Origin of the sequence: Methanogenium sp. S4BF (assembly GCF_029633965.1) — an archaeon.
Lineage (GTDB): Archaea > Halobacteriota > Methanomicrobia > Methanomicrobiales > Methanomicrobiaceae > Methanogenium.
In genome coordinates this window covers 1,917,236-1,934,777 of sequence record NZ_CP091277.1, presented here as the reverse complement: position 1 = coordinate 1,934,777, position 17,542 = coordinate 1,917,236, and the positions used below count along the sequence as shown (strand labels likewise).

General features: G+C 56.0%; 16 protein-coding genes. 11 read left to right on the top strand and 5 right to left on the bottom strand.

All coding sequences use genetic code 11. The features are described 5' to 3' along the window. Nucleotides 1-114 precede the first annotated feature (114 nt). Nucleotides 115-603, bottom strand: a complete 489-nt coding sequence (locus L1S32_RS09340) for a helix-turn-helix domain-containing protein (RefSeq protein WP_278154824.1) — start codon at nt 601-603, stop codon at nt 115-117. Nucleotides 604-825: 222 nt separating this feature from the next. Here L1S32_RS09340 and L1S32_RS09335 point away from each other — a divergent pair, with 222 nt between their 5' ends. From L1S32_RS09335 to L1S32_RS09305, 7 genes are all read left to right on the top strand, one after another. Further along, nucleotides 826-2,259 (top strand): aldehyde dehydrogenase family protein, encoded by a 1,434-nt coding sequence (locus L1S32_RS09335; RefSeq protein WP_278154822.1) that lies wholly within the window; start codon nt 826-828, stop codon nt 2,257-2,259. Between the two features lie 78 nt (nt 2,260-2,337). Next, a complete protein-coding gene (locus tag L1S32_RS09330; RefSeq protein ID WP_278154821.1) occupies nt 2,338-3,240 on the top strand; it encodes an ADP-ribosylglycohydrolase family protein in 903 nt (300 codons plus the stop codon). A 26-nt stretch (nt 3,241-3,266) separates the two neighbouring features. Next, nucleotides 3,267-4,259 (top strand): N-acetyl-gamma-glutamyl-phosphate reductase, encoded by a 993-nt coding sequence (gene argC / locus L1S32_RS09325; RefSeq protein WP_278154820.1) that lies wholly within the window; start codon nt 3,267-3,269, stop codon nt 4,257-4,259. Nucleotides 4,260-4,279: 20 nt separating this feature from the next. Further along, entirely contained in the window at nt 4,280-4,765 is a 486-nt protein-coding gene (locus L1S32_RS09320) for a CBS domain-containing protein (RefSeq protein WP_278154818.1), read from the top strand. Continuing rightward, a complete protein-coding gene (argJ, locus tag L1S32_RS09315) occupies nt 4,765-5,937 on the top strand; it encodes a bifunctional ornithine acetyltransferase/N-acetylglutamate synthase (RefSeq protein WP_278154816.1) in 1,173 nt (390 codons plus the stop codon). Before L1S32_RS09320 ends, argJ begins: the two co-directional genes overlap by 1 nt. Continuing rightward, a complete protein-coding gene (gene argB, locus L1S32_RS09310) occupies nt 5,934-6,806 on the top strand; it encodes an acetylglutamate kinase (RefSeq protein WP_278154813.1) in 873 nt (290 codons plus the stop codon). The genes argJ and argB overlap by 4 nt, the downstream gene beginning before the upstream one ends. Nucleotides 6,807-6,899: 93 nt before the next feature. Then, entirely contained in the window at nt 6,900-9,413 is a 2,514-nt protein-coding gene (locus L1S32_RS09305; protein ID WP_278154811.1) for a PAS domain S-box protein, read from the top strand. A gap of 32 nt (nt 9,414-9,445) precedes the next feature. Here the strand turns inward: L1S32_RS09305 and L1S32_RS09300 are convergent, their stop codons facing one another. Further along, complete coding sequence (locus L1S32_RS09300) at nt 9,446-9,730, bottom strand: chorismate mutase (protein WP_278154809.1); 285 nt, start codon at nt 9,728-9,730, stop codon at nt 9,446-9,448. A 109-nt stretch (nt 9,731-9,839) separates the two neighbouring features. Here L1S32_RS09300 and L1S32_RS09295 point away from each other — a divergent pair, with 109 nt between their 5' ends. From L1S32_RS09295 to L1S32_RS09285, 3 genes are all read left to right on the top strand, one after another. Further along, nucleotides 9,840-10,499, top strand: a complete 660-nt coding sequence (locus L1S32_RS09295; RefSeq protein ID WP_278154808.1) for a peptidase M50 — start codon at nt 9,840-9,842, stop codon at nt 10,497-10,499. Nucleotides 10,500-10,880: 381 nt separating this feature from the next. Then, the gene (locus L1S32_RS09290) at nt 10,881-12,197 is read left to right on the top strand and encodes a PAS domain-containing protein (protein WP_278154806.1); all 1,317 of its coding nucleotides are present in this window, start codon (nt 10,881-10,883) and stop codon (nt 12,195-12,197) included. A gap of 83 nt (nt 12,198-12,280) precedes the next feature. Next, nucleotides 12,281-12,856 carry a flavodoxin family protein gene (locus tag L1S32_RS09285; RefSeq protein WP_278154804.1) on the top strand — a complete coding sequence of 192 codons (576 nt, stop codon included), beginning with the start codon at nt 12,281-12,283 and terminating at the stop codon, nt 12,854-12,856. Between the two features lie 263 nt (nt 12,857-13,119). On the opposite strand, the gene L1S32_RS09280 is transcribed toward L1S32_RS09285, so the two are convergent. After that, nucleotides 13,120-13,956, bottom strand: coding sequence for a transglutaminase domain-containing protein (locus L1S32_RS09280; RefSeq protein WP_278154802.1), 837 nt, complete (start codon nt 13,954-13,956; stop codon nt 13,120-13,122). Between the two features lie 247 nt (nt 13,957-14,203). Between L1S32_RS09280 and L1S32_RS09275 the strand changes: the two genes are divergently transcribed. Next, entirely contained in the window at nt 14,204-15,322 is a 1,119-nt protein-coding gene (locus L1S32_RS09275) for an aminotransferase class I/II-fold pyridoxal phosphate-dependent enzyme (RefSeq protein ID WP_278154799.1), read from the top strand. A 58-nt stretch (nt 15,323-15,380) separates the two neighbouring features. Here the strand turns inward: L1S32_RS09275 and L1S32_RS09270 are convergent, their stop codons facing one another. Both L1S32_RS09270 and L1S32_RS09265 read right to left on the bottom strand, forming a co-directional pair. Then, on the bottom strand, nt 15,381-16,838 hold the full coding sequence (locus L1S32_RS09270) for an MATE family efflux transporter (RefSeq protein ID WP_278154798.1): 1,458 nt from the start codon (nt 16,836-16,838) through the stop codon (nt 15,381-15,383). Next, nucleotides 16,816-17,298 carry a MarR family transcriptional regulator gene (locus L1S32_RS09265; RefSeq protein ID WP_278154796.1) on the bottom strand — a complete coding sequence of 161 codons (483 nt, stop codon included), beginning with the start codon at nt 17,296-17,298 and terminating at the stop codon, nt 16,816-16,818. Before L1S32_RS09265 ends, L1S32_RS09270 begins: the two co-directional genes overlap by 23 nt. Between the last annotated feature and the right edge of the window lie 244 nt (nt 17,299-17,542).

Genomic DNA, 17,542 nt, shown 5'->3' with positions numbered 1-17,542 from the left:
ACAAATATTTACCTCTCTTTTTTCGGTTACGGACCGTTTAATGTGGCCGTTTCTCTGAATGGCATGCGCTCTGCAGGAGAAAAATAGCAAAAAGAAATGGGGTTCGTGTTATCGTTATTCCCTGCGGCGGACCAGCGATTCAAAGGCCGCCCGGTAGGCATCCGGGCTGGGCCTGATGATGGCCACCGGTACGTCAACGATACGCTCCACCAGTGTGGTGAGAATCGGTGCACAGATGATCCCGATGGCGCCGTCTTTTTCAGCCCGCACGGCAGCGATGATCACTTCTTCCATGGTATTTGCGCTATAGCCGTGGATGCGGTAGGTCGTATCGCCTATCGTATACTTCACCGACTGGAGTTCATCCAGGAGAAACTTTGCAGCGATAACGGCGACAAAGTCCTTCTCTTTTGGGTCAAGGGCGTCTGCGATTGCCTTTACAAGGGAGAAGCGGGGGTCGCGATCCCCGGAGGTGATCTTATAGAGGGTGGCAGCGGAGATACCAACCATCCCTGCCAGCTCCTTTATACTCATCCCCCGGCGCTCAAGCTCTTCTTCCAGTGCCGTCCTGAAATCTGTCTCAAATACCCGGGCCGAAAACATCAATTGTTCATTTGAACAGCATCCTCTTAAGGATATCCAAGTCTGATGGTGGGGCGGCTTTTATTGCCGTCAGCCATAGGCGTTGCTCTTTCATGCATCTGTAGCCTTGAGAATGGAACCCCACTGCTCATCATCTCACCGGAGTATCCGGTCTGTATCACGGGGATCGGGGTACTCCGGGTAGACTTACGACTTATATATGGGCATGCCATAGTATCTTCCATGCAGGATCCGGAACCATTTCTTGTGGGCGGCGAGTGGCGCACCAGCCCTGCCGTTCTGGACGTTACTGACCCGTATCTTGGCCGTACGGTGGCGTCGGTCTGTCTTGCGGGGAGAGAAGACTGCAATGATGCTATTCATGCAGCTGAATCGGGTTTTGAACAGATGCGAGATCTTCCCGCATACCGACGTTCAGAGTGCCTCATCGCCATGGCAGACTATCTGGAGGAGCATGCGGATGAGGCGGCAGAGCTCATCATCTCTGAAGCAGGCAAACCCCGCAGATCGGCTGAAGGTGAGGTGATCCGCTCGGCTGACACCCTTCGTGTATCAGCAGAGGAGTCGCGCCGCATCTGCGGTGAGATTTTGCCCCTGGACTGGACGGAAGGCGGGGAGGGCCGGACCGGATACCTTTACCGGGTGCCGGTGGGCATCGTCCTCGGAATCACTCCCTTCAACTTCCCGCTCAACCTTGCCTGCCACAAACTCGGCCCCGCCCTTGCCGCGGGCAATGCCTGTATCCTGAAGCCGGCCTCAAAGACACCGCTGTCTTCCCTCTTCCTCGGTGAGGCGGCACTGGCAGCAGGTGTACCCCCTGAGGCCATCTCGGTTGTGCCCTGCCTGTCGGAGACCGCAGAGGCGATGGTCCGCGACCTGCGGATTTCGATGGTCTCCTTTACCGGCAGCCCGGAGGTGGGCTGGCACCTGCAGGCGGCGGCACGGACACCCCGTGTCGGGCTTGAACTGGGCGGAAATGCGGCGGTGATCGTGCATGAGGACGCCGACCTCGCCTACGCGGCCGCACGGATTGTGCAGGGTGCCTTCTCGTATAGCGGGCAGACCTGCATCTCGGTCCAGCGTGTCCTTGTCCACCACGCGGTCTATGAGGAGATGCGCCTTTTAATATGCGAGCGTGCGGCAAGCCTCGTCACCGGGGATCCGTCAGCTCCGGAGACCGATGTGGGGCCGATGATCAGCGAGTTTGCAGCGATGGCAGCGGAAAAGAAGATTCAGGAGGCGGTGGACGCCGGAGCGGTCTGCTGCACCGGCGGCATCCGTGAAGGTGCAGTCCTGCATCCGACGGTGCTGGAAAATACTGACCCGGCGATGGGCGTGAATGCGACCGAACTCTTTGCACCCGGCATAACGCTCACCCCCTACCAGACATGGGCAGAAGCCATTGCACTGGCGGCGGAGACGCCGTACGGTCTGCAGGCCGGCATCTTCACGAATGATCTTACCCGCATCCATCAGGCGGCCCGTGGCATCCCGGTGGGGGGGCTCATCGTCAATGATATCCCGACATTCCGGATGGATCATATGCCGTATGGCGGCACGAAACGCTCCGGCTTTGGCCGGGAAGGGCCGCGGTCCGCCATCCGGGAGATGACAGAAGAGCGTCTCGTGGTCATTAATCAGCGGGTCGGGCCCTGAAGGGCCTTTCTTCATCTCACTTCGGGGGCCTGTTTTCTGCAGAGCTTTTTTCCCTTCGGCACCGCTATACTACATTATATGCTCAGCAGGTACAGGGGATGCATGCTGGGTGCTGCCATCGGTGATGCACTGGGGATGCCTCAGGAGACGCTGCCCCCCTCTCTCTCGCGTCTGGGGGAGGGCTATGGAAAACCGCTGCGCCGCCACCCAAACGAGGGCCTCCGGCCGGGCCAGTTTACCGATGATACCCAGATGATGCTGTGTGCGGCCGAACTGTTAGGGGAAGGGATATTCACTCCGGATGAATACGGAAAACGACTGGCCGCCATGCATGCGAGGAGACGGCTGCGGTTCCCGGACGGCACGGTTTCAACCGCGTGTGCACGCATCACTGCCGGGATGGCGGACTCCGGCCGCAGTTCTACCACAAGCGGGTGCATGGCCCTTGCGGTCCCGTTTGCCCTGGCCTGCAAAAACGGTGATGAGATGCGCGAGCGTCTGAAGGCCGCCTGCGAGGTAACGCACACCCACCCTGCTGCCTATGGCGCCACCATCTCCTATGCCCTCTTTCTGCGTGCGGTTATGCACCGGCACCCGGATCCCTTCCGCGTGGCAGAAGAGATTGCAGGTGAGTATGACGCCCAGCTCGCCGGGTCCATCAGAAATGCCCGTGCCCTGGAGAAAGAGGGACTCTCGCTGGAGACTGCACTGATCTCTGTGGGGAATGATGTCGCAGTGTATCATACATATCCCTTAGCGCTCTTCCTGATTGCCCGTCTGGGGCACGATGAGGCGTTTTTGCCGGTTGCCACCCATGTCGGCGGCAACACTGACACCATTGGATTTATCTGTGGTTCATGGCTTGGTGCAGCAATGGGGACCGCTGCATTCACGAGCGATCTGGTGATGCAGCTGGAGGATCAGACCTATATTGAGGAAACTGCAGAACTGCTCTTTGACGTAGTTTCAGGAAAGAATTAATTCCTGTATAGAACGATACATTTTTTATGGAAATTGCGATCATCGGAGCCTCCGGTTTTACCGGCGGAGAGCTCATCCGCCTCCTTGCCGGTCATTCCGAAGGAGACGTGGTCTGTGCAACCTCCCGGAAGCTTGCGGGAACAGCGGTCGCTGCGACCCACCCGTACCTGAGGGGATTTACCGACCTGGAGTATACGAACCCTGATGTGGGTGATATCGATGCGGATGTTGCCTTCCTCGCCGTGCCGCATACTGCCGCAATGCAGTATGCCGGCTCCCTGATGGAACAGGGAATCAGGACCATCGACCTCTCGGCAGACTACCGCCTGCCGAAGGAGATCTATGAGAAGGTATACGGTGTCGAGCATACGGATTATCATGCCGTGCCCTACGGTCTGCCCGAACTGCACCGAAACGATATCCCCGGAGCTCTCTTTGTGGCAAATCCGGGCTGTTTCCCTACCGGTGCGACTCTTGCGGCAGCGCCCCTTGCGAAACGGGCCCACACCATCATCTATGACTCCAAGAGCGGTGTCTCCGGCGCAGGTGTCTCCCCTTCGGTCACCAATATGTATACCAGTGTCGGCGACAATCTCACTGCGTATAAGCTGACCGCCCACCGCCATGTAGCAGAGATGCGCCAGGAGATGGCATTTCTGGGCTCATCTGCCTCTGTGCACTTCACTCCGCATCTCCTGCCGGTGAACCGGGGCATCCTTACGACCGCCCACATCCTGCTCGACGAGCCAATAACACAGGAGGAGGCAGATGCCCTCTATCAGGAGTACTATGGGCGCGAGTACTTTGTGCGCCTCCAGTCACCATCCCTTTCCGGTGTCCGTGGCAGCAACTTCTGCGATGTGGCAGTTGAGGTTGAGGAAGGCGGTATGCGGGTGGTCGCAGTCTCTGCAATTGACAACCTGGTGAAAGGCGCCTCCGGGCAGGCAATCCAGAATATGAACCTGATGTGCGGGTGCGCTGAACCTGATGGCCTGATGGTCGTCCCGCTCCAGCCCTGAGATATAATGGTGAACAAACAATGAAAGTACAAGATGTAATGACCCCACGGCCGATATCGGTCACCATAGATACCCCGGTAAGCCAGGTCTCCCTCCTGATGAAGAAGAACCGTATCGGAGGTATTCCGGTCACAGAAAACGGAAAGCCGGTCGGCATTGTGACAGAGACTGATATTCTCTCCCTTCTCACGATGCCGGAAATCAGCGATGACCTCTGGCTCCCCTCACCCTTTGAGATCATCGAGATCCCGATTCGTGAACTGATGAACTGGGAGAAGACGAAAGAGGCGCTCTCAGACGTCGGCAGTCTGCCGATATCTGAAGTGATGTCGGATGACCTGATCTGCACCGCTCCGGATGTTGATATCGAGGAGGCAGCCAGTATCATGATGAAAGAGGGCATTGCGCGCCTGCTGGTCGTTGAAGGTGATGAACTGGTGGGTATTGTGACCCGGGCAGACCTGGTGCGTGGTCTCGGATCGCGCTACGGTGCGGTGGAGGAGTAATGCAGAGCATCTGTCTTGTTGAAGGAGTGCGGGCGGCTGGTGTGCGTGAGGGCAAGTACGGCGTTGCACTCATTGCTGCATCCGGCACTGCCGCGGCGGTCTTCACCAAAAATCTGGTCTTTGCAGAGCCTGTCCGCCTGATGCGTGAACGTATGAATGCTGGTGTTCTGGATGGCATCGTCGTCAATGCGGGAAATGCCAATGTATTCACCGGTGAACAGGGCTACGCCGATGCCTGCCGAATGGCTGAGGATGCGGCGGCCGTGCTCGGGACCGTTCCGGAACGCATCGGGGTCGCCTCAACGGGTGTCATCGGCCGGTATATGAAGATGGATATCGTGACCCGTCAGATAGCAGAGGCAGGCCCTATGCTCCGCAGTGATGAGTCGGCTGAGAAGGATGCCGCACGGGCCATCATGACGACCGACATCACCGAAAAGCATGCGGCGGCAGTGCGTGACGGCTTTGTGGTGGCGGGCATCACCAAGGGAAGCGGCATGATCGCCCCGAATATGGGGACGATGCTGGCCTTCATCTATACCGATGCGACGATTCCGGCACCGATCCTGCAGGAGGCCCTCCAGACGGCGACTGACCGGAGTTTTAACCGGGTGGTCGTGGACGGCGACACCTCAACCAATGACTGTGTCTTCTGCACGGCAACCGGCCGCCGTGAGACGCCGGATATGGCTGTCTTTCAGGAGGCACTGGAGGAGGTATGCATCTCTCTTGCACGCCAGATCGCAGCAGACGGCGAAGGCGCGACCAAACTAATTGAGGTCAGGGTCAGCGGGGCCCGGACAGAAGAGGACGCTGCCGCGATCGCCCGGACGGTTGTGGGTTCATCCCTGGTGAAGACTGCGGTCTACGGCAAAGACCCGAACTGGGGTCGTATAATCGCCGCCGCAGGGCGTGCCGGGGTGGAATTAGACCCGGTAACCGCGACCATCGCGGTGACTGACGGCACCCGACGGGTGCTCCTTGCGGACAAAGGCAAAATCTGTGCGGATAACGTGATGTACCCGGAGGCGCTCGCGGAAGCAGCTGCCCTGATGGGTGGGGCAGAGGTTATTCTTGAAGTATCCCTCACCGCCGGAACCGCATCGGCTACTGCCTGGGGCTGTGACCTGACAGAACGGTATGTGGAGATAAACGGGAAGTATACGACATGAAACGTGAAGATGTGCTGATGGAGGCGATGCCCTACATCCAGAGGTTCCATGGAAAGACGATTGTCATCAAACTCGGCGGCCATGCGATGGTTGATCACCGGATTCTCGATACGGTTATTCAGGATGTCGTTTTGCTCCGGTATGTGGGAATAAACGTCGTCCTCGTCCACGGTGGCGGCCCGGAGATCACCGAGAAGATGGAGGCGATGGGCAAGAAACCGAAATTTGTGGGTGGTCTGCGCATCACTGACCCGGAGACGATGGAGATCGCCCAGATGGTCCTTGTGGGTAAGATTAACGACAATATCGTCTCTGACATCTCGAAGTTCGGTGCCCTCGGCGTGGGTCTCTCCGGCAATGACGGCAACCTGCTCATCGCCCGCAAGGCAGGGACAAAGACTGTGGTGGTGGATGAAACTTCGCAGGAGGTTGACCTTGGGCTGGTCGGTGAAATCGAGGAGGTCAATCCGCGGATTCTGGAGGACCTGATGGCAAACCGCTACATTCCGGTGGTCTCTCCGGTTGCAATCGACCGGCAGGGGCATTCCCTGAATGTTAATGCCGACACTGCGGCAGGGGAAATCGCTGTGGCCCTGAAGGCCTATAAACTCATCAACCTTTCAGACATTGACGGCGTGATGAACGCAAACCGGACGCGTACATTTCAGCGACTTACAATACCCGAGGCTGAAGGGCTTATTGCTGACGGGACCATCGTGGGCGGGATGATCCCAAAACTGGATTCATGCCTCTATGCCGTGAATCACGGTGTGCTTTCGGCACATATAATTAATGGCAACCGTGAGCATAATCTCCTCCTGGAACTCTTCACCGATAACGGCGTTGGAACGATGATTCACCACTCCTGAAGCGGAACTGACCGCTTCGGCATCTATTTATTTCAGTATGCACGAAAATGTCCTATGAATATGGCGGGGAATGGCCGTGATTCTCAAAGGGCAATGAAATTATTAGTTATTGCCAGTCTGACGGTTCTCTCCTTTGTCGTTGTTACCACCGGTCTCTATGCCGGGGTTACGATTCTTTTAGCCCATCTCTTCTATATTCCCATCGTCCTGGAAGCCTACTGGTTTCGCCGGAAGTTCCCTCTCTTTGCGGTCGCTGTCGGCATCTGTTATCTCCTTCTTGTGGCAGGGTTCGGCAGCACCCAGCTGACTCTTCTCACGGCAGGCGGTAGAGTTGTCCTTTTTGTGTTGATCAGCGCTCTCGTCTCGTTTCTCTCGGGACAGCTTCACAACGAGGAGCAGCGCTTTTCACGTCTGGTCGGCAGTGTAAGTGATCCGCTGATCTGGATGACGGGGGATGGCAGGGTTGCCTATGTGAATGATGCCTACTGCACCCTTGTGGGTATTACCCCTGCATCCATCACCGGAACGTCATATATCCCTGCATTCTTCCGGAATGGTGCAGCAGGAATGGATGAATTTCTCTCATCGCTCAGCCCGGAACGTCCTGCCGGGATGATTGAGTCGGTGTTTTCCGGCGGTGACGGGCATGACCATGTGGTGCAATGGAATGTACATGTCCATTACACAGATGAGGGCGTGATCTCCGGGTCGATCACCATCGGGCGCGATATTACGGCGCTCAGGGAGGTGGAAGCGTCACTCACTGAACATGTGGAGGCCCTGAAGGCAATATTTTCCAATGCGCGGGAGTGCCTGATCATCGGCACCTGTGATCCAAACGGGATGCCGGGGCAGATCCGTGATGTGAACCGATATGGGTGCACGATATTCGGATATTCCCTTGCAGAGATGCGATCGCACCGCATCAAAGACCTCTTCCCGGACTCCCTCTCCTATCTCTCCACTGCCATGGAGGCCGGGCAACTCGGCATCACTGATGGCCACATTGAGGTCAGGGCACGGGGAAAGAATGGTGCCCGGTTTCCGGTGGAGGTGGCGGTGTCATCATACGAACTGCATGACGAAACGCATTTTGTGCTGGCGATGCGTGACATCACCGCATGGGTGACTGCGCAGAGAACGCTGGAAGAGAGCGAACGGCGGTTCCATGACTTTGCGAATTTCCTGCCGGTTCCGGCCTTTGAAGTCGAGTTTGAAGGAGGGATACTCTTCAGGAACAGTACCGCAGAGGCTTTCTTTGGCTATAAGGAGGCGGACTGGATGGAAGGGCTGACAGTCTTCTCCCTCTTCTCCTCCAGTGAGCAGCCGGAACTGCGGGAGATGTTTCAGGTATGTCTGGTCAAGGATACCATTCTGAGCAATGAGTTTACCGCGGTCCGGCAGGACGGCAGCCGCTTCCCTGTAATGGTCTACTGCCGGCGGCTGACGGAGAAAGGCATTGTTACCGGGCTCCGGGTGCTGGTGGCAGACCTCACCGAACAAAGGGGCGTGGAACAGGCGCTGAACCGTTCAGAGACGATGTACCGGACGGTCTTTGAGAACACCGGGACCGGTATGTTCCTGTTAAACGCAGACGGCACCATCGTAAATACCAACCGTACCGGGGCCGAACTGGTGGGGTATCCCCTCGGCACATTGCTCAGCGGGGAACTTTCCTTTGCGGATTTGGTTGTCGCGGACGATAGTATTGGATTCCGGGAGAATGCTCTTCAGATGTTTGCAGGAACGGTCCCTCCCCGCAGACTCCCGTCGGTTGGTCTGGTGGATGCGGGAGGGATGGTGCATGATACCTCGATCACGCTCTCGTTTATTCCGGACAGTTACCAGCTGGCGGTATCCATCACCGATGAAACCGGAAAAAATCAGTCTGAACGGCTTATAGCCGTTTCAAATGGGATCATTCAGCTGATCATCTATGAGGACGACACGGCCACTCTGCTTGCGGCTGCCTGCGCAGAGTTCAGCCGCCTGGACCAGTATTATGTCGTCTCCATTGCCCTGTGCACAGACGGGCAGCTCATCACCTCGGGCGTGTCATCATCAGCATTCCGGAAGACAGATGCAGCCTTTATCAGCACATCATCCGCCCCTGGTGAGGCAATATCATCAAAGCAGGTGAGCTATTCCCCGTGGACGGTGGGAGACGAGGAGGCAGGCACGGCAGAAGAGATCGATGTCTTTGTGCTCCCGATGATCGCAGGTGACAAAGTGGAGGGGGTGCTCCCGATATATATCCGGCCATCTGCGACGGTGACAGAACAGGAACTGACTACCCTGCAGGCGCTTGCCAATGATATCGCCTATGGTATCCGTTCGCGTCGTCTGGAAGAAGAGAAGTTGGAGGCCATATCGCAGATCGAGCGGAATATGGAGGATCTTTCAATTCTTAATGACCACATCAGAAATCCGTTGCAGGTCATCCTGGGGATGGCAGAAAACGGGGATGCAGCGTATTATGATACCATGGCCGCACAGGTAGAGGAGATTGACGGCATCGTCCGTCGTCTGGACCAGCGCTGCCTTGAATCAGAAAAGATACGGGATTTCCTGCGGAAACACTATCATTTTAAGATGAAGAGCGAATGAAGCTCATATAAATCGGAAATAAAGTGATGCACTCAGGGAAGGTTTCCTTCCCCGGAATATTCCCGCTGCCGCTCTTCGTTCATCGCAATCAGGATCTCAAAGATTTTTCGTACCTCCACCGGGTCAATACCGTGGGTGACGGCGTAGTCAAAGGCCCGATCCAGCACCAGGGTGCGCTGCTCCGGATCGGTGACCGGGGCACCGCTGTGGTGTTTCTCTTCGGCGACCGCTGCCGCGAGGCGCTGACGTTCTGCGATGAGATCGATTAACGCATAGTCGATGCGGCAGATCTCCTCACGGACGGTAACGAGTGTCATATCATCTTTTCTTCTGATTTGGAACGGTAAAAAAGGATCTCTTTTCACCGGCGGCATGCAGCCGACAACGACGTATTGAATACAGAGAAGAGAAGAAATATACCTATTCATGATCACCGATAAAATTGACCGCGAGGAGCGCAAGGATCTTGTTATTGCGTGCCTCGCCCTTGCCCTTGCCTTTACTCTGGTCTTCATCCGCGGGGGATGGAATACCTGGGCGGACCTGGTACTCATCTTTGTCATATCAGTCATCACCGTTGGTGCCGCCTTTATTCTGCATGAGATGGCGCATAAATTTACTGCGATGAAGTTTGGCTATTATGCGGCATTCAGGAAGGACAACGGGATGCTTCTCATGGGTGTGGCACTCGCCGCCCTCGTGGGTGTGGTCTTTGCCGCTCCGGGGGCAACGGTCATCTATGGGCAGCCGGGGCGTGAGATGACGAAACGGGAGAATGGCATCATCTCTGTTGCCGGTCCGGTGGTCAACCTCTGCCTTGGTGTGGTATTCTTCGTGATTCTCGTCGCGGGATTTGCCCTTCAGACCCTGCCGGTCATTCTGCTCGGTACGATGGGTCTTTCGGTGAATGGCATGATTGCCTTCTTTAACCTGCTCCCGATCAGTGTGCTGGACGGGAAGAAGGTACTGGCATGGAACCCGGTGATCTTTGCCGTGGCAATCCTCCTCTCGCTCGGGATGGTCCTCTTTGCAGCGGACTACGGCGGCGTGATGGATATGGTCATCGCTGCGATATTCGGGTGGTAACCCGGATATCATCCATCTTTTCGATACTCTGTTTTTTGTCTGTTCTCTGCCGGTTTTATCACTGCTATTTTCCTCTCATTTGCATTGATGCCGGATCTGTCATGATGATGAGGCCTGGTCTGGTATTGCTATAACGGCGGTCTATCGTCCGGAGCACCCGCCAATACAGATTGAATTGATTCTCTATAGAATATATGCAGGTGTATTTATTGTAATGTATAATATTATATGGTTCACGAAAAGAGTATCTGTACACGCGGCGCGGATATAGGGGATGCCGTAGGAGCACAGAAAATCGTGAATAGTTTATCACCAGACTGCCTGCCTAGATCTTCAGGTTCGGATATACCTCTCCCATTCACTGATGAGGAGATCAACCCGTTGCTCTGGTTCACTCTGGAGAGTGCGGTTGATGAGGTCTACTGGCTGAATGCTGTCGGTACGGTTCGGTTTGCAAACCATACGGCCACCCGAAATCTTGGTTGGGCACGAAAAGACCTTATTGGGATGAATATCGCCTCTTTCCAGAGAGATATGCCGGAGGGAGAATTTTTGGTGCCGCTGAATCTCAGTCTGGTGGATGTGGAGGGTGAAGAGGTCTTTGAGGCAGTCCATGTTCGTCGTGATGGGAGCATATATCCGGTCTCCGTTCACCGGCGGGAGTTTCCGGGAGAAGGTGACCTGAAGTATTTGGTCTTTGCCCGTGATACAGCGCACCGCCATGAGTATGCCCGGCAGCTGAAACAGGCTGAGACTGAGAAGACAATGATTCTCAATGCGATTCACGAAAATCTGGTGCTTTATGACCAGGATTTCCGCATTGTCTGGGCGAATGACGATCCGGCGGAATCATCCGGCCACTCCCCCGATGAACTGCCGGGACGTCTCTGTTACGAACTCTTTTATGGACGGGAGGCACCCTGTGAGGGATGCACGGTGCAGCGGGTGATGGAGACGAGGACCCCGATCACGGAGGAGAGGCGGCTCTTAAACGGCAAGTTTGTGAAGATATCTGCCTATCCGGTCTTTGCCGATACCGGGGAGCTAATTGGTGTGGTGGAGTCATGCCTTGACATATCAAAGCGCAAGCATGCCGAGAAACGCTATCGTGAACTCTTCTCGACGATGCAGAACGGGTTTGTCGTCCTCGAGCACTACTCCGGGACAGATACTGATGGAGATGACCTCGTATTTCTGGAGGTGAACCCGGCGTTTGAACAGCTGAGCGGCCGCTGTGAAACTGAGCTCATCGGAAATACCTGCCGCAGCCTCTTTCCGGAGAGGGAGACGATCATCAGCCGCTATGCAGCGGTTGCGAAGACAGGGGAATCGATGGTCTTTGATGATTATAATCCCATTTTTAACCGTCATTTCTGTATTCAGGCTTATTCTCCTAAAAAGGGGCAGGTTGCTGCTTTGTATACCGATAATACGGAGATTGTGAACCTGAATGAACAGAAAAAACAGTCTCTCATCCAGATTGAGCGCAATTTTGAGCAGCTGGCCATCCTGAATGATGAGATACGAAATCCCCTGCAGGTGATCATCGGGCTCTCGCTTCTTTCCCCGGCAGAAGAGAGTGAGAAGATCCTGTCCCAGGCTTATGTAATTGATAAACTGGTGAACAAACTGGACCAGCGCTGGCTGGAGTCGGAGAAGATCCGGGATTTTCTGCGCAAACACTATGCATATGCCTGAGGGGTCGGGCGGGTGCAGGATACCATCCGCATCACCACCACGCATAAATACCTCTTTTTTGAAGTATTCAGGAGGAGATTTCGATGAAGGTTGTAGCGTTTAACGGAAGTCCGCGACGGGACGGCAATACCGTCCGTCTGCTGCGGATGGTCTGTGAGACCCTCGAAGAGGAGGGGATTGAGACGGAGATTGTGCAGGTGGGAGGGAAGAGTGTGCACGGCTGCACAGCCTGCATGAAGTGTGCGGAGAATAAGGACCGCAGATGCGTTCTTACCGGTGATTCGATGAACGAGTGGATGGAGAAGATGTTTGCCGCAGACGGTATAATCATCGGCAGCCCGACCTATTTTGCCGACCTGACACCGGAAACGAAGGCCCTCATTGACCGGGCAGGCTTCGTTTCCTCTGCAAACGGGAACCTCCTCAGCCGGAAAGCGGGTGCGGCGGTGGTTGCGGTCCGCCGGGCGGGCGCCATTCATGTGTACGACTCCATTAACCATCTCTTCGGTATATCGGGGATGGTGACGGTTGGTTCATCCTACTGGAATCTGGGCATCGGGCTCACACCGGGTGAAGTGGACAAGGATCTCGAAGGTCGCCAGACGATGGCAGACCTCGGGAAGAATATGGCGTGGCTGTTAAAGAAGATCGGTGAATAAGCGGGTTTTCTCTGCTTATTTCCGATTTTGGTTTTTTTTGTTTGGTGTGACCATTTCGCCGGAGTTTTCCGGTTTTTCCTCATTGATGATCGCTCTCTCATTTGTGAACCAAATAGTATTGGGGTTGGAACGGGTCATGGTGGATTCTATTCCCTGTCGTCCGGCTATATCGGAGTATAGATGGTTATTCCGGAATATATTGGATGTTTGCAGGGGTATGGTGAGGTCCATATGAATATATCGTATCCGGGCTGGTATTTGCGTCAGCCGCTCGCAATGGCCGGGTAGCGGTCGGTGACGGACTCTCCGGTTGCGGTGAGGTATACGGCAGTCACCTGCTCAGGAGAATACGGCCGATAAACGGCAGGCAGGGTGTACCAGTCGTCTGCAAGGGAGTCCCGGCCGAACCGTTGGTACTGGGCATACAGGTCGGCGTCCACCACCCACCAGACGCCGTTGACCCGGACCTCTGCCCATGAGTGGCTGGCTGCGTTCAGGCCCGGTGTGAGGTCGGCCTTTACCACACGGGCCTCGTATCCGGCTTTATCAGCGACGAAGGCGGTGAGCGCGGCCAGCTCGCTGCAGGCCCCCATGCGGTACCAGAGGAACCAGTAGGGATCTTTTGCGTATGGCGAGGGCGGCAGGGCGCGGAGTTTTCCTTCGGTGTTGAAGACATAGGCGCCGGTATACGGGTCAAGATGCCGCCAGCGGGTTGACGGCAGACCATAGGCCTCCTCCCAGAATTCGTTGGTGACGTTTGACGCAGCGAAGGCGGCGATCTGTTCGATGCGTGCGGTGTCGTTTTCTGCCGGTAACTCTGCGAGGCCGGAGATGAATGAAGTCATCTCTGCTTCTCCTGCGGGCCGGATGGTTTCGTCGTAGAAGGCGGTGAAGTAGGCGTTCAGGGATTCGAGGTTTCGTTCATGGGAGGCCTGCGTTTCCTGCTGTATGGCGATGGTAAGAATGAGGCCCGAGATGAGGAATGTGAGGCAGATGATGACGATGCAGAAATGAGTGGTCCTGCTGATGGGAATGGTCTTTTTCCCTGCATCTGAAGGGGGTGGCGTGTTCTCTGCTGTCGGGGGTTTATCGGTGTTCATGCCGGTCTCCTCACGGTGTGAGGATAATGGCGGTGATCGGGAATAAGGGTGGTGTGTGGATGGGTTTTGATATTCCCGATGTGTATTGAGAGAAGGATGTCTCTGTAGATTTCTGCAGGAAGGATGGATTGATGGTATGATGGTACCGTACATACTCCTTGCAAATGGAATGAATCGGCTTCCATTGCCTGGTCCTTGTATTCACCCCCCCATGCCTATTTATCCCATCAGTACGCATGAATAACCCATGCAAATTCCCCCGTTTGCCCTTGAACGCTACTTTGGAAAGTATGAATTTTCAGCCCCCCATATGCTCTCGGCCGCCGACTGTGAGACCTGGTCTGCAGGCGAGATCTTTGCGATGGAGGAGGGCTCGCTTGATGCCTTCTGCGGGATGCGGTTTACCTATACCGAGCCGCAGGGAGACCCGGCACTGCGTGATGAGATATCAGCGCTCTCCGGTGACATCGGGCCGGACCGGTGCGTCGTCTTTGCCGGCGCCGAGGAGGCAATCTTTCTCACCATGCACGCCCTGCTCAGCCCCGGCGATCACGTAATTGTCCTCTCCCCGGCATACCAGTCCCTCCATGAGATCGCCCGGCACATCGGCGCCGATGTCTCGTACTGGCAGATGCATGAAGAGGACGGGTGGCGGCCGGATATGGCGGAGCTGTGGTCCCTCATCCGGGCGGATACCCGGTGCATTGTGATTAATACCCCGCACAACCCGACCGGCTTCCATTTCTCGGCCGCAGAACTGGACGAGCTCATCGGGATTGCAGAGGAGAAGGGCATATGGCTCTTCTCCGACGAGGTATACCGTTTTGGCGAGTACCGCTCCTCTGCCCTGCTCCCGTCGGTCGCTTCATGGTATGAAAAGGGCATCTCGGTCGGCGTGATGTCAAAGAGCTTCGGCCTTGCCGGCCTCAGGCTGGGGTGGGTCGCAACACAGAACACTGACCTTATCAACCGTCTCCTCGCATGGAAGGACTACACCACCATCTGCACCAGTGCTCCGGCGGAGTTTCTCTCCACCCTGGCCCTCCGCCACAGGGAAGAAATAGTCACCCGCAACCGGCAGATTATCAACGAAAACCGTGGCCTGCTCAAAGCCTTTTTTGCACGGCACCCCACCGTATTCACCTGTCAGGATCCGATGGCAGGACCGGTCTGCTTCCCCCGCTATCTGGGCGAGCAGGGTGCAGAAGCCTTCTGCGACATGCTCATCAGGGAGACGGGTGTCATCCTCCTTCCCGAGACGGTATTCGGCTCCGGTGATGAACACATCCGGTTTGGCTTCGGTCGGCGGGACATGGTGCCTTCGCTTGCCGTGCTGGAGGAGTATCTGGTCAAAAACGGATGCTGAAGCCTTCTTCGAAAAACAGTATATCAGAACCGGAACACTGCATTCCGGTCTCTCTTCTTTATGCGCCCGGCGGTGTGGCAGCGGCCGCCGCGGAGTCGTTTTTCTCCCTGTTCTTTGTCATGAGCTTGTGCACATACCAGGCCGCCCATCCGAATGCCACAAGGCCGCCGGCGATATCACCGAGGACGATGCCCCACCAGGCGCCTGACTCGCCCAGCCCGAAGGTGAGGGCAAGGAGGGAGGCAAAGAACGCAATGAAGATTACATTGCGCAGGAGGGAGAGGATAAATGAGGTGATGCCCCGTCCCGTCCCCTGAAAGAGCCCGGACGACATCATCCCCATCGGGACAAAGGGGTAGAAGAAGCACATCGTCCTGAGAAATGCGGTGATCTCCGGCAGCAGATGGGCGCTTTCGGGTGTGTAGGCGAAGAGCACCGCAATCTGCGGTGCAAAGACCCAGGTGAGGATGCTGATGGCAATTGCTATCGCTGTACCCACACCGGTGGAATAGCGGTGCACGGTCCGGAGTTCTGCGTAGCGTTTCGCACCGTACAGCGCACCGGTGACTGATATGACCGCGGTGGTTATTCCGATCATCGGGACGATGGCAAACATCACGACCCGCCATCCGCCTGTGTACACCGCAACGCCATCGGTTCCCGCCACCGTGACCAGGAGGCCGTTCAGGATGATCCCGACCCCTGCCATCAGCAGGAACTCTCCGCTTGCCGGCAGCCCGACCCTTAGGATATCGGCGGCGATGGCCGGCTGGTAGTGGAAAGATCTCCGGTGGATGGTGACATAGGTGTCGCGTTTCCCGAGAAACCACCACAAAAGAACGGCAGAGACAAGAGTGACTGAGATGACCGTCGCAAGGGCGGCGCCTGCCATTCCCATGTCCAGCCCGTAGATGAGGATGGGATCAAGCACCAGGTTGACGACCGATGAGGCAGCCATCGCGTACATCGTCCGTTTCATGTCCCCTTCCGCACGGAGGATCCCGTAGGCGACATTCGTGAAGAGAATGAATATCGTCCCCCCGAAGACGATGTAGGCATACTCCAGCGCAAGGCCGATGGTATCCCCCGCACCAATGAGGAGCAGGACGGGCCGGAGGAAGATGAGGAAGCACGCTGTCATCACCACCGAGACAATGACTGTCAGGTAGAGTGCATGCATTGCGGTATTGTCTGCCCCCTCCCTGTCCTTTGCACCGATTCTCCGGGCGATAGCCGATGTCGCGCCGGCACCGATCCCGTTTGAAAAGCCGATCAGCACCATGAAGACCGGCGTTACAAAGCCGATGGCGGCAAGGGCGTCCGGGCCCAGTCCTGCTACCCATATCGCATCGACGATATTGTAGACCGACATGAGCAGCATCGCGATGATCATCGGCCCCGAGAGTTTGATGATAGCCCGTTTCGGGTCTCCGGTAAGGATTGAGACGCCTTTGGTAGTCTCTGCAGCGGCCGATGGGGCCGTCCGGAGGGTTTCAGTCTGTGCTGTCTGTGTCATGGGTGTTGTGTGCCTCTCTGTCTGCCATGCAGCTGCTGGTGTACGCCATCGACCGGAGGATGGGCATCAGGTGTGCCCGTGCCTCTTCCGGGAGCCCTGCAATGATCTCCCGGTCGATTTCATCTGCTGCTTCGGTTGCTTCTTTTGCAAGGTATTTTCCCGTTTCTGTAAGAAAAATCCTGAATTTACGGCGGTTTCTCTCGTCCGGGGTCCGGATAAGGTATCCGTCCTCTTCCAGCCGGTGAATTGCACGGGCAATGGCTGCCTTGTCGATTGTCATCCTGCGGCTGATCTCATCCTGGGTTGCGTCCGGATGTTTTGCGAGATACAGCAGCGGGCTCACCACACCGGCTGAGATCCCCTCCCGCAATGCCCATTCACTGAGCACCCTGTTCCTGCTCCGGTAAATAATGGAGATGAGTGCTCCTGTCGGGAGGTCAGGAGGGAGAGGGCTGTTCATAGTTACAGGTTGGATTGCCCGGCATTTATTTGTTGACATGACAACAGTTGATTGGACCACTAAACCCGTTTTTATGATGGGGCTCTCTTTCCCACTGCATTTGGAACACCAGATGCCTGTTTGTTTGGAAAATCGGCTTTTAGGTGCAGCAGAGAAAATGGTTGGCTATTTCAGGCCCGTAATTTGCCATTTCCGAATAGGTGACATGTCAGCTAAGGTGGAAAAAAGATTTGGATCCCATTGC

Bases quoted from the DNA above. Each gene is read 5' to 3' on its own strand.
- L1S32_RS09265 (WP_278154796.1), bottom strand. From the start codon at position 17,298: ATGAACAGCCCTCTCCCTCCTGACCTCCCGACAGGAGCACTCATCTCC.
- L1S32_RS09280 (WP_278154802.1), bottom strand. From the start codon at position 13,956: ATGAACACCGATAAACCCCCGACAGCAGAGAACACGCCACCCCCTTCA.
- L1S32_RS09285 (WP_278154804.1), top strand. From the start codon at position 12,281: ATGAAGGTTGTAGCGTTTAACGGAAGTCCGCGACGGGACGGCAATACC.
- L1S32_RS09295 (WP_278154808.1), top strand. From the start codon at position 9,840: ATGATCACCGATAAAATTGACCGCGAGGAGCGCAAGGATCTTGTTATT.
- L1S32_RS09270 (WP_278154798.1), bottom strand. From the start codon at position 16,838: ATGACACAGACAGCACAGACTGAAACCCTCCGGACGGCCCCATCGGCC.
- L1S32_RS09300 (WP_278154809.1), bottom strand. From the start codon at position 9,730: ATGACACTCGTTACCGTCCGTGAGGAGATCTGCCGCATCGACTATGCG.
- argC (WP_278154820.1), top strand. From the start codon at position 3,267: ATGGAAATTGCGATCATCGGAGCCTCCGGTTTTACCGGCGGAGAGCTC.
- L1S32_RS09275 (WP_278154799.1), top strand. From the start codon at position 14,204: ATGCAAATTCCCCCGTTTGCCCTTGAACGCTACTTTGGAAAGTATGAA.
- L1S32_RS09340 (WP_278154824.1), bottom strand. From the start codon at position 603: ATGTTTTCGGCCCGGGTATTTGAGACAGATTTCAGGACGGCACTGGAA.
- L1S32_RS09320 (WP_278154818.1), top strand. From the start codon at position 4,280: ATGAAAGTACAAGATGTAATGACCCCACGGCCGATATCGGTCACCATA.
- argB (WP_278154813.1), top strand. From the start codon at position 5,934: ATGAAACGTGAAGATGTGCTGATGGAGGCGATGCCCTACATCCAGAGG.
- L1S32_RS09335 (WP_278154822.1), top strand. From the start codon at position 826: ATGCAGGATCCGGAACCATTTCTTGTGGGCGGCGAGTGGCGCACCAGC.
- L1S32_RS09305 (WP_278154811.1), top strand. From the start codon at position 6,900: ATGAAATTATTAGTTATTGCCAGTCTGACGGTTCTCTCCTTTGTCGTT.
- L1S32_RS09330 (WP_278154821.1), top strand. From the start codon at position 2,338: ATGCTCAGCAGGTACAGGGGATGCATGCTGGGTGCTGCCATCGGTGAT.
- argJ (WP_278154816.1), top strand. From the start codon at position 4,765: ATGCAGAGCATCTGTCTTGTTGAAGGAGTGCGGGCGGCTGGTGTGCGT.